The sequence below is a fragment of the Desulfobulbus sp. genome, assembly GCF_031547805.1.
In the GTDB taxonomy this organism is placed as follows: Bacteria; Desulfobacterota; Desulfobulbia; order Desulfobulbales; family Desulfobulbaceae; genus Desulfobulbus.
Window position 1 is genome coordinate 1 of the sequence record NZ_JAVBRQ010000045.1, and the last position, 10,816, is coordinate 10,816.

At 58.0% G+C, this 10,816-nt stretch carries 9 protein-coding genes and 4 pseudogenes; 5 read left to right on the top strand and 8 right to left on the bottom strand.

Annotation, left to right across the window (positions count from 1 at the left end; all coding sequences use genetic code 11):
* From RMR13_RS14445 to RMR13_RS14455, 3 pseudogenes are all read left to right on the top strand, one after another.
* Nucleotides 1-102 (top strand): annotated as a pseudogene (locus tag RMR13_RS14445) (AAA family ATPase); the annotation flags it as partial.
* 70 nt (nt 103-172) lie between these two features.
* Nucleotides 173-1,015 (top strand): annotated as a pseudogene (locus tag RMR13_RS14450) (IS4 family transposase); the annotation flags it as partial.
* Nucleotides 1,016-1,087: 72 nt separating this feature from the next.
* Nucleotides 1,088-1,252: pseudogene (locus RMR13_RS14455) on the top strand (transposase); the annotation flags it as partial.
* Nucleotides 1,253-1,345: 93 nt separating this feature from the next.
* Here RMR13_RS14455 and RMR13_RS14460 read toward each other — a convergent pair.
* The 7 genes and pseudogenes from RMR13_RS14460 to RMR13_RS14490 form a co-directional block, all read right to left on the bottom strand.
* Nucleotides 1,346-1,543, bottom strand: a pseudogene (locus RMR13_RS14460) (transposase); the annotation flags it as partial.
* A gap of 102 nt (nt 1,544-1,645) precedes the next feature.
* Entirely contained in the window at nt 1,646-3,424 is a 1,779-nt protein-coding gene (locus tag RMR13_RS14465; protein ID WP_310601331.1) for an ankyrin repeat domain-containing protein, read from the bottom strand.
* Entirely contained in the window at nt 3,424-3,927 is a 504-nt protein-coding gene (locus RMR13_RS14470) for an OmpA family protein (protein ID WP_310601332.1), read from the bottom strand. Before RMR13_RS14470 ends, RMR13_RS14465 begins: the two co-directional genes overlap by 1 nt.
* A 379-nt stretch (nt 3,928-4,306) precedes the next feature.
* A complete protein-coding gene (thiD, locus tag RMR13_RS14475) occupies nt 4,307-5,113 on the bottom strand; it encodes a bifunctional hydroxymethylpyrimidine kinase/phosphomethylpyrimidine kinase (protein ID WP_310601333.1) in 807 nt (268 codons plus the stop codon).
* A gap of 67 nt (nt 5,114-5,180) precedes the next feature.
* Nucleotides 5,181-5,987 (bottom strand): hydroxyethylthiazole kinase, encoded by an 807-nt coding sequence (thiM, locus tag RMR13_RS14480; RefSeq protein WP_310601334.1) that lies wholly within the window; start codon nt 5,985-5,987, stop codon nt 5,181-5,183.
* Nucleotides 5,988-6,207: 220 nt separating this feature from the next.
* Nucleotides 6,208-6,852 (bottom strand): HAD family hydrolase, encoded by a 645-nt coding sequence (locus RMR13_RS14485; RefSeq protein WP_310601335.1) that lies wholly within the window; start codon nt 6,850-6,852, stop codon nt 6,208-6,210.
* Between the two features lie 65 nt (nt 6,853-6,917).
* Nucleotides 6,918-8,528 carry a protein adenylyltransferase SelO family protein gene (locus RMR13_RS14490; protein WP_310601336.1) on the bottom strand — a complete coding sequence of 537 codons (1,611 nt, stop codon included), beginning with the start codon at nt 8,526-8,528 and terminating at the stop codon, nt 6,918-6,920.
* Nucleotides 8,529-8,626: 98 nt separating this feature from the next.
* Between RMR13_RS14490 and RMR13_RS14495 the strand changes: the two genes are divergently transcribed.
* On the top strand, nt 8,627-9,523 hold the full coding sequence (locus RMR13_RS14495; protein WP_310601337.1) for a DMT family transporter: 897 nt from the start codon (nt 8,627-8,629) through the stop codon (nt 9,521-9,523).
* Nucleotides 9,524-9,957: 434 nt separating this feature from the next.
* The gene (locus tag RMR13_RS14500) at nt 9,958-10,362 is read left to right on the top strand and encodes a hypothetical protein (RefSeq protein WP_310601338.1); all 405 of its coding nucleotides are present in this window, start codon (nt 9,958-9,960) and stop codon (nt 10,360-10,362) included.
* Between the two features lie 254 nt (nt 10,363-10,616).
* Here RMR13_RS14500 and RMR13_RS14505 read toward each other — a convergent pair.
* Nucleotides 10,617-10,816, bottom strand: a 200-nt coding sequence (locus tag RMR13_RS14505) for a hypothetical protein (RefSeq protein WP_310601339.1), incomplete at its 5' end; no start/stop codon positions are given.

Sequence of the window (10,816 nt, forward strand, 5' to 3'; positions counted from 1 at the left end):
GCCCATGTCATCCAGATCAGGGGTGACAGTTATCGACTCAAGGAGAAACGAAAAGCCGGTGTTCTTGGCCATCAATTGAGTGCGGTACAAATAGAAAATTGAACAGGCGGTGGGTCAATTCCTATTTGCCGATAACTTATGAAAGTGGGTCAGTTTTTAGTTGCCGATGACAGCTCCAAAGAAAGGTATTGCCAAGAGTTCTTTCTTCGAAGCCATGAACGACCGAGGTCTTGAACAGTTTCAGCTCGTTTTTGAGGCCCTGCAGCAACAGGCCAGTAATATCCTGCCCGACAGGCACCCGGAATTGGGCAGTCTGGTAGCCATCGACGGTTCATTGATTGACGCTGTCCTGTCCATGGAATGGGCTGATTATCGCAAAAGTGCCAAAAAGGCCAAAACCCATATCGGTTTTGATCTCAACCGAGGGATTCCCCGTAAAATCTTCCTCACCAACGGTAAGGAACAAGAGCGTCCCTTTGTCGCACAGATACTCCAGCCGGGAGAAACCGCTGTCGACGACCGGGGCTACCAAAGCCATCATGACTTCGATCACCTCCAGGAAGCGGGCAAACATTTTGTCACCCGCATCAAGGAGAATACTGTCAAATCCTGCCTTGAGCCCTTTCACGTGGCTGAAGGAGGAATCGTCGACGCCAAGGTACTCCTCGGCCGGGAAGGGGTGAATCAGACTCAAACCCCGCTGCGCCTGGTCGGCTACACTGTTGAGGGCAAAACCTATTGGATTGCCACCAGTCGCTTCGATCTCACCGCTGAGCAGATTGCCGAGATCTACAAATTGCGCTGGGAGATAGAAACGTTCTTTGGCTGGTGGAAACGGCATCTCAAGGTATACCGCCTTATTTCAAGAAGCCGGCACGGCCTCATGATGCAGATGCTTGCCGGTCTGATCACTTATCTTTTGCTGGCAATCTATTGCCATGAACGGTTTGGCGAGGTGGTCTCGATTCGACGAGTCCGCCAGTTACGCACTCAAATCCTCAATGAATCCCGAGCAGCATGGGGAGACACCGACCCAATACGGCCAGTTGCAAATCCGGAAATTGCAAATGCAAGCCCTTAACCGGACTTCAATGAATTTCCCCACGTGAAAAAGCGCTATTTGGGTCGGCATTTTTGGGCACGTGACTATTTTTGCGTAACGGCTGGCGAACTGACAAAAGAGATGATCTCGGAGTGCCTTTCGCATCATTTTGAACCAAATCCTCATGACAGTTTCGATGTTGAGCCGTGAACCGGCTGCGCAGCCTGCCGGTATTGCTGGACTTTCAGTCCGCGATTCCAAACCCACCGACTTCAAGTCGGTGGTTGTTTAGTCTGCCACTGACAAACGGGCGTTTTCCTGCTCCAGTTCCTTCATTCGGGCCATCAGCGAGGCGTCCATGCCTCCGTATTTTGAGCGCCATTTATAAAAAACCGCGCTGCTCATTCCGTGCTGGCGACAGAGTTCCGTTACCGGTACGCCGTTTTCGGCCTGTTTCAAAATCGCCAGGATCTGGCTATCCGTGAATCGTGACTTTTTCATGTAAAATCTCCCGCTTGATGAGTATGGGAAATTCTACTTCCAGATACTACCATCTTTCGGGGGGATTACCTCAGGAGTTATGTGTTCTCCCATGTCGCTACCCTAGGGCAAGAGGGCGAGAAAGTCGGTATGCCCATGTTTTTCCGCCAATTGGCGACTGTTGAGGGCGTCCCGGTTGGTGGCGTTGGGATTGGCGCCATAGGACAAAAGGGCCATGCCGATCTTGCTATGGCCATTGAGAGCGGCAAACATGAGGGCCGTCCAGCCCTCATGGGAGGCACGGTTCGGATCGGCCTTGTGCGTCAACAACAGGTGGACGATTTCGGTGTGCCCATTCCAGGCCGCCGCCATTAGCGGCGTGCGGCCATCACGGTCGGCCAAATCGATCTGGGCGCCATGGTTGAGCAGGGTGGCGGCAATGGCAGCATGACCCTTGATAGCGGCGAAAAAGAGAGCGGTACAGCCGTCCTTGTTGCGATAATTGATGGCCGGAGAGTACTTGAGCAAGTCGTCAACCACCTCTTTCCGACTATGCCAGACGGCGGTCAACAGGGGCGTATCACCAAAATCGTTGCGGCTATCAATCGGAAGACCGGCACGGAGGAGGCGCTGCACCTCGTCGCGGTCGCCTGCGGTCACGGCACGTAGAAGTTCCGTGATCGTTTGTGCTGCTTTGGCCGGTGGTGGAGCAGAGGCGGGAGAACTTTCCGGTTGTTGCAATTGCTTGACAGCATGATCATGCACCAAATAGCGGGTAAATTTGGCCCCGGCTTTAGTGATGAGAGCGGCGACTTCGTCCTGAGACCCTGATGAAGCTGCGTACGGGTGACTCGCCTCCGGGCCGAAAGAGGGTGTGTGGGGCTGTGGTTCCTGCGGAGATTGAGGCTGAGGTGGCGGTGGGGTCCCGGCGGTTTCGCTCTCCGTCGCGATTGTAGGTTCGGGAGCATCCTGAATCAACCACTGGGCGGCCCCAATTCCGATCAAGAGGATAAGCGCAAGGACTGACCAGTGAAAGGCTCGACTATTCGATCGCGGCCGAGTCGGTGTATCTGTTCGTTTAAGCGATATTGGCGGCGATGCGGGAAGAGGCTTGGCGTTGGGTACACATTTGGCCACCTTATGCATGCAGGCGCCATTGACCGTTGTTAAGCCGAGAAGTTGCCCGAAGTAGAGAGCAATATCAGCAAGATGTAGCATGTCTCTGGGGAGAGCATCGGAGAGCATGTGAAGCTGTTCCACAGCCTCGGACGTGAACAAGGGCGCGCCTTGGTGGCCAGCGCAGCGTAGTCGGTGGTTGATGAGCGCATCGGTGTCTGCGCAGGTGAGCGGTTGTAACTCAACTTCGGCCACATAGCGATTGGTAAAGCTTTTCGGGGCTGCGGCGCGGCAGCATGCAAGCGGCTCGGTCCCGACGAAGAGGAGGATACAGGGACAGATTTGGACGGCGGCCACCGCATGCCATTGCAGGAGCTCGGCCAGATCTAATGGCTTCTGCGCGTCCGTATGGTCGATGGCGATGACTGGTGGGTGGGGCTGACGGACATCGTGCTGTCGGCAACTCGTGGCATGTGCTTCCAGTGCGTGGCGAACCGAAACCAACAGGCTGGGAGCATCATCGTATTGCCGGGTTTGGCCGATACCGTACCACTGGCGTCCGCCGAGGCCGTTGGCGGCTAGATATCGAAGAAGAGCAGAGGTGCCGCTGCCGCTCCGACCGGCCAGGAAGAGAAGAACCTCATGTTGTCCAAGTTGGGCGTCAAGCCGATCTTTCGCATCACGTGCGGCACTGGTCAGGTAGAAGAATGCCGGATCCGATGATGACGTAAATGGCAACCGATCAAGTGAAAAGTGTCTGAGATGCGCGGGAATCGAATCTTGCATCAGTTTTCGACGATGACCTCTACTCGTCGATTTTGAGCCCGTCCCTCGGGGTTGTCTGTTCCGTTCGGATGAGTATTGGCGGCGATAGGCGCGGTCATACCCAGGCCCTTGACCTCCATTCGCTCCCTGGCCACGCCACTGAAGACAAGCGAGCGGGCAACGCTTTCGGCCCGGCGTTGGGAAAGCATAAGATTGTACTCAGGGGTGCCGAAGCCATCGGTATGTCCTTCGACCGCCAGTTTGCGGCTGTCTATGCCCGGCTTATTGAGGATGGTGGCGACCCCCTGCATTTTAATTTGACTGTCAGTCCGCAGTTGATCGCTGTCAAAATCAAAAAGCAGCACCTCCGGAAAATTAATCTCCACGCCCCTGCTAGTTTCTCTGGCAGTGATATCGAGTTTTTTTGCTTCATTGATGACCATCTTGTTTTGCGCGCTTCGATCCATTGCACATCCGGAGGCAACAAGCAGGCAACAGATCAAACCGAAAAGGACTCTCTTCATAATTCGACTCCGACAAATTGTAGTGATTTCCTTTGCTGTTCGCCTCAGAGGTCCGGGCGCAGCATATTCGGACGGTGCATCTGTACAGCGGAATAGATATCCTTGCTGTGAATCATTGTCAAGTCAAGCTTTTGGCATGGTTCGGCTCCAGCAGCCAAGTGTTTTTGAGGCAGGCCGGCAAATTCGGACGCCGTGCTATGGAAGACGGTCAAGTACGTGAAAGAAAGTATCCCGCTACCCTTTTGATTTCAAAGAACCGATGTCGACAGGGCATCGAGCCCGGTCGCATCGGTTCAAGAGCAGGGCGATTGCAGGGCTTCGGATTTCGAGCCGAGGAGAAGTCGCAGTAATCCTTGTTTGCCTGGCGGGCAGGCCGGGATCAGAAAAAACGGAAGAAATGGTGTACCGGGCCGTGGCCGTGGCCGATGGTATAGGAGGCCCCGGCCCTGAGAGCGCCGGTGATGTATTCCTTGGCCGAGTGGACCGCCTGCTCGACGGACTCTCCCTTGGCGATGAACGAAGCGATGGCCGAGGACAAAGTACAGCCGGTCCCGTGGTTGTTGCGGGTGGCGATTCGCTCGCCCGGCAGGACCACCATGCGGCGTTCGGCGGCCAGGTACAGGCAGTCGTCGCTGTTGCCGTTTTCCAGGTGGCCACCTTTGATCAGCACGTTGGCGCAGCCCAACGCGGCCAGCTCGACGGTTGCCTGGACGATATCATCGGCTGAAGCCAGCTCGCTGCCCAGCAGCATCGCGGCTTCCGGCAGGTTGGGAGTAAGCAGGTGCGCCATGGGGATGAGGTGCCGCTTGAGGGCGTCGATGGCTTCGTCCTGCAGTAATTTGTCGCCGCTCTGCGCCACCATGACCGGGTCGAGCACGACGGGACAAGAGTCGAATTTTTTCAGGCATTCCGCTACGGTGCAGATCAGGTCGGGCGAGAAGAGCATGCCGATTTTGATGGCATCCGCCCCGATATCGGTCAAGACCGCTTCCAGCTGGGCGGCAACGAATTCGACCGGGACCGCATGGATGCCGGTGACGCCCAGGGTGTTCTGCGCGGTGAGTGCGGTAATGACGCTCATGCCGTAGCAGCCGTTGGCGGCAATGGTTTTCAGGTCCGCCTGGATGCCGGCCCCGCCCCCGCTGTCTGAGCCGGCAATGGTCAAAACCCGCCGGTATGTTTGCATCCGTTCCATGAGATCTTTTTTGTATTGGTTTGAGTTTTCGTTTTTTTCTTTAAACGGATGGCGTCGTTCAGCCCGGCGCGATCCGGCAGCGGGCCTCCAGTTCATCCGGCCGCAAGGCGTACAGGGCATCGAGCAAATGGATGGCAAAGGTGCCGGGGCCGGCGGCCCGTGTCCCGGCGATCTCTCCGGCAACGGCGTAATAGGCCAAGGCGGTGGCAGCGGCGGTGAGCGGGTCGTTGTCCACACTCAGGAAGGCGCCGACCAGAGCGGAGGCCGAACAGCCGGTGCCCGTGACATAGGGCATGAGTCGATGGCCGCCTTCGATCGTCAGGGTGCGGCGGCCGTCGGTCACCAGGTCGGTGGCGCCGGTAAGGGCCAGGGTTGTTCCCAATTCGCGGGCCAGCCGGCCGGCCTCGTCGCTGGCATCGGCGACCGAGTGGGTGGTGTCGACCCCTCTGGTCGAGCCGTCCTGTCCGGACAGCGACAGAATTTCCGAGGCATTGCCGCGCACAACGCTCACCCAGGTCTGGAATAAAATAGCCTTGGCGGCATTGGTCCGCAGCGCGGTGGCCCCCGCACCCACCGGATCGAGCACGATCGGCTTGCCCAAGGTGGAGGCCCGGCGGCCGGCCTTGATCATGGTGATCAGCCAATCGTCGCTGAGGGTGCCGATGTTGAGCACCAGGGCACCGGCCAGATCGACCATCTCCTCGACCTCGTTGTCGGCATGGGCCATCACCGGCGAGGCGCCGCACGCCAGGAGCACATTGGCGGTGGTGTCCATCGCCACGAAATTGGTGATATTGTGGATAAGGGGCTTGCTGTCCCGTATTTTTTTCAGGTTTTCGGCTGCTTTGCCGGCAAGTGCGGACATGGACGACCTCGGTCGGTAACAATGCGGATGAACTCGCTGCAAAAAACGGTAAATGGCGCAGATTCGGCTTGCGATGCTCGATAGTTGGCGGAAAAGCCGGCTTGCCCGTTCACCGCCTCGGCGGAGAAGGAAATTTGTCTATAGAGGATGCAACTGCGAGTGTCAAGGCGAAGATGGAGCCGTGGCGAGAGCGTGTGTTCGAGGCGGCCGGACCAAGCCTTTACCAGTCCAGGATGACGTGGGCGGAGGTGGGGACATGGGCTGGAAAAATCGAATTTTTTCCCGCGGGAACGATCCCGAGAAAATGCAGGGCATGAGCCTCGGCGGCCCGATAATCGGCCATGGCGTCGCCAACGAACAGGCAGCGGCCGGGAGCAAAGCCATGGCGGGCGACGATGTCGGCGATGATGGCCAGCTTGGCTTGGGGGGAACCATGGACTTCGGTGAACAAGGAGGCCAGGTCTTTGCGGACGGCGATCAGCCGCATCTCGTCGCCGGGCGTGCCGGAAACGACAAAGGCCGGGATGCCGGCCTGTTTAAGCCGGTTCAAGGTGGCAAGGGCACCGGCGATCAAGGGTGCGGCCACCACTTCCTCCAGAACCAGGTCGGAAAAGGTGCGGCCGGCCTGGTCAAGTTCCGCCTCGGTCAGGGCCTGCCCGGCCAGGGCAGAAAAACAATGGCGAAGTTTTTCCTGCCGCGGCACGCCGCCGTTGTCCAGGTGATACCGGACCACCGCTTCCTGGACCGCGGCGCCATAGGCGGCGAACAGGGCGGCAAAGGCACGGACCTTGACCTGGGTGGAATCGGCGATCACGCCATCGAAATCGAAAAAGACCGCCTGCCAGGAAGAAGCGTCGGGGTGCATAAGCTCGTTACGGGAAAAGTGGGTCAGGCTGGGCAACCGGGTACCGGCAGATCGTTGCCATCGTGCTACGAACTGCACGACAGCATCGAACAGCCCGGCCGGTGCCGCGCCCATTCGGGCCGTTTGCCGGCAAACATCTCCTTGTCCGGCTGGTCGTCGTACGGATGGCGCAGCACCTCCAGCAATTCGTCCACCAACGAATACTCTCCTGCCATAACTTTGTCGATGGCCAATTGGGCCAGATAGTTGCGCAGCACGTACTTGGGATTGACCGCATGCATTCGTTGCCTGCGTTCGGCGTCGGGGCTGCCGTCGCGCCGCACCCGCTCGGCATAAGTCTCAAGCCAGGCGTCCAATCGGTCGCGGTAGGCACGGTTCAGTTGTTCCGGCCGATAATAAACCTCTTCCAGGGGCGCGCTTCGCCGCTCCGGCGAGATCCGGGCTTCCACCGGCACCAGGGCCAGTTGCCGGAAAAACAGGGTCATGTCGGTCTCCACCTCCGGCAGCAAGCGGAGCAGTTCCCGGAACAGCGGCCGATCTTGATCCGGTTCAAAGGCGATGAGCCCCAATTTTTGCGCCATCATCGCTTCCCAGCCATCCTCGAAATAACCGGTGAAATCGCGCAGAGATTGCTCCAACGGTTCGACATGGCCGATCAGTGGCACGAAGGCATCGGCCAGCCGGGCCAGGTTCCAATGGGCGATGGCAGGCTGGCGGCCAAAGCAGTAACGGCGACCCTTGGCATCGGTGGTGTTGGGGGTCCAGGTGGGATCGTAATTCTCCAGCCAGCCGTAGGGACCGTAATCGATGGTTAGGCCATGGATCGACATGTTGTCGGTGTTCATGACCCCGTGGACAAAGCCTACCCGCAGCCAATGTACCATCAAGGCGGCGGTGGCGCGGCAGATTTCCTCGAACCAGCGGCCGTAGATTTCCGGCGCAGGTTCGCCCAGATGGGGGAAGAAGGTGCGGATGCAGAAATCGGCCAGCTGCCTAAGCAGCCCGAAATCGCCTCGGGCGGCCAGGATTTCGAAATTGCCGAAACGGACGAACGAAGGCGCCAGGCGGCAAACCACGGCGCCCGGTTCCTCCTCGGGGTGGCCGTCGTAGAACATGTCGCGTTCCACCGTATCGCCGGTCAGGATCAGGCTGAGCGCTCTGGTGGTGGGGACGCCCAGGTGGAACATGGCCTCGCTGCACAGAAATTCGCGCAACGAGGAACGCAGCACGGCCCGGCCGTCGGCGTTGCGCGAATACGGGGTCGGCCCGGCCCCTTTTAACTGCACCATCCAGTGTTCGCCGTGGTTGTTCACGACCTCGCCCAGGTTGATCGCCCGGCCGTCGCCCAATTGCCCGGCCCAGTTGCCGAACTGATGGCCACCGTAGCAGGCGGCATGCGGGTCCATGCCGGGCAGGAGTTGGTTGCCGGAAAATACGCGGGCAAACAGCTCGGTGCGGCAGTCGCGCTCGGCAAGATCGAGCAGGGTCGCGGCTTCCCGGGAAGTGCTCACCAGTCGCGGCCGGGCCGTCTGCACCGGCAGCACGCGGGAATAACAGGCGTCGAATACCTGCCGGCGCCGGTTCTCGGTTTCCGGGTCGGCAGGCAAGTCGCGGGTGAAGCGGTTGTCGAAGCGCAGGGCAGCCAGTGTGCCCGCTGTTGTCGATGGTCGGCTCATCGTAAATCTCCCGGTTCGGGCATCAATGGACCACCTCATGGTGGTACACGCGCCGAAACACTTGCGGCAGGGGCGCAACCAGGGTATTGCTTGCTGCCATGCAATCGATCAAACCCGTATTGGCCGCGCTGACCATGGTATGCATCTGGTCCGGCTGGATAACTCTTTCGCGCTACGGCGTCCATACCGACCTTCAACCGGCGGATATCACCCTGTTGCGCTACTGGACCGCGTTGCTGGTGGTGGCACCGTTTGCCGTGCGTTACCCTTGGCGCCGGTTCCGGCTTTGGCAGCACCTGGTGGTGGGCTTGGGCGTCGGCTTTCCCTACACCATGCTCTCGTTCTACGGGTTGACCCATGTGCGGGCCGCCCATGCCGGCGTGGTGGTCAACGGCATGCTGCCGGTTTTGGGCGCCGCGGCGGCCTGGCTGCTGTACCGGCAGCGGCTCTCGTCCCATCGTTATGCGGCCATCGGCTTGATTTTCATCGCCAATTTCGTCATGACCGGAGGTTCGCTCCTGGCCCTTGATCAAGCCATGGGAATCGCTTTGCTGCTGGGAGCGGCGGGCTGCTACACCTGCCACATGATCGGCATCCACCTGTATCGGATGACTTGGCGGGACGCGGTGGTGATCGTGCCCCTGGTCAATGTGGCGATCTTCACTCCATTGTGGTACCTGTTTCCCACCGGCCTTGCGCGGGCTCCCTTGAAAGATATAGCGATTCAGGCCGGTTATCAAGGTGTGGTGGTCAATGTTCTTGCATTGATTTGCGTTGCCTACGCCATCCGCCACCTGGGCACGATCACCGTGTCGCTGTTCATGTCCTTCGTGCCGGTGGCCACGGCCCTCTGGGCTTGGCTGCTGTTGGGCGAGGCGCTGACCGCCTGGGAATTTGCGGGCATCGCCGGCTGTTCGCTGGGCTTGTTCTGGTATTTCCAAGAGCCCAAAAAAACGAAGGTCATCGATCAAACCGCTGCAAGCGAGAAAGAATGAAGCAGCCGGAAAAAACGGCCCATCCTGTCGCCCAACCGAGCTTACTTCGGTTGGGCTTTTTTTTTGCTCAAAACCAATGCGACGGACAAACGCCTGTTTCCGGGAGAGGCCAGCCCTCCAAGCCCTTGCCGACACGGCCGCGATTTGACTTGGCCTGTAAAGCTTGGCAGAGCAAATGCCGACAACGCCTGCCCTCGCTCGCGGGGATGTTGATTGGATAACAAGGGGTATAGATTAACAATTTACCTTAGTGCTGCGATTACATTTTTTTCTTAACTAAGAATGCCGGCCAGCCGATAAGAAATATAGGAAGGATTCTTGGCTCGTGAATCCAACAAAAACCACGGTCCGGACCGCATCCGGACATGACCGATGAGTCGCCACGATAAGCGGGCGATAAGGGAATGGTCATCGGCAATCCAATGGAGGGATATATGCGCTTTAGAATTGTGAAAGAAAGTGATGGCGAGGTGTATTTGATCGTTGTTTCCGGCGAGGTCGACGAGGATTCCGGTTGGGATTTGTTGCAGGTTGCCCAGACCATGATGCTCATGCCCCATTGCCGGGAACTGGTGATCGATTTGCGGGGCGCGAGAATTGAAGACGACCTGTCGACGTTCAGCACCGATACTCTGGTTTCGGTTTTCGAGGAGAACCTGCTGGATAAGGACAGCGCCCTGGTGATCCGGTTTGGCGACAACGACGAAATCCGTCTATGCTCCGATCAACTGCCGCTGGAACCCATGCAACCCTATGTCAATGTGCGGCTTGACGAGGCCAAGATGTACGGCCGGGCGATGCAATGGCTGGAGCAGGAGGCCCGACTGCTGGTCAATTGACCAGCTTCGTTTGCCGTTTTCTTAAGATCGCGCGATATCGAAATCTCCATGGCCGGGTGGCCGTGGAGATTTTTTTTTGATTCCCATCGCACCTCAGCAAAGTCCGTTTGCCGGCAATCGGCGTTGTTCTTGACGCTCCGCAAGCCGGTCGATCAAACGAGATCTCTCACTGCGTTCGAGACAATGCGTCCAGCGCCATTCTCGCTCCGAACGTCATTCGGTGATCGTTTCGATGAACGTAGTGAAGAGAAAGCTCAAGAAATTTTAGTAGAATAGTCGGCCATGGAAAAGCTTTCAACAAGCTGAAATATATAGATAAAATATGAAAAATATATCACTATAAATTGCAGGATATAGCACTTTTCCTCTTCAATTTCTGGTGATTTTCGATGCAGCCGAAGCAGCAGGTTTTCAGTCCCCAACTGGACATGTTCCGTAACCGTTTGCAGAATAT

What these genes read in the sequence shown, in the direction of transcription:
- RMR13_RS14485 (WP_310601335.1), bottom strand. Translation starts at nt 6,852, where the DNA reads ATGCACCCCGACGCTTCTTCCTGGCAGGCGGTCTTTTTCGATTTCGAT.
- RMR13_RS14495 (WP_310601337.1), top strand. Translation starts at nt 8,627, where the DNA reads ATGCAATCGATCAAACCCGTATTGGCCGCGCTGACCATGGTATGCATC.
- RMR13_RS14465 (WP_310601331.1), bottom strand. Translation starts at nt 3,424, where the DNA reads ATGCAAGATTCGATTCCCGCGCATCTCAGACACTTTTCACTTGATCGG.
- RMR13_RS14500 (WP_310601338.1), top strand. Translation starts at nt 9,958, where the DNA reads ATGCGCTTTAGAATTGTGAAAGAAAGTGATGGCGAGGTGTATTTGATC.
- thiD (WP_310601333.1), bottom strand. Translation starts at nt 5,113, where the DNA reads ATGCAAACATACCGGCGGGTTTTGACCATTGCCGGCTCAGACAGCGGG.
- thiM (WP_310601334.1), bottom strand. Translation starts at nt 5,987, where the DNA reads ATGTCCGCACTTGCCGGCAAAGCAGCCGAAAACCTGAAAAAAATACGG.
- RMR13_RS14490 (WP_310601336.1), bottom strand. Translation starts at nt 8,528, where the DNA reads ATGAGCCGACCATCGACAACAGCGGGCACACTGGCTGCCCTGCGCTTC.
- RMR13_RS14470 (WP_310601332.1), bottom strand. Translation starts at nt 3,927, where the DNA reads ATGAAGAGAGTCCTTTTCGGTTTGATCTGTTGCCTGCTTGTTGCCTCC.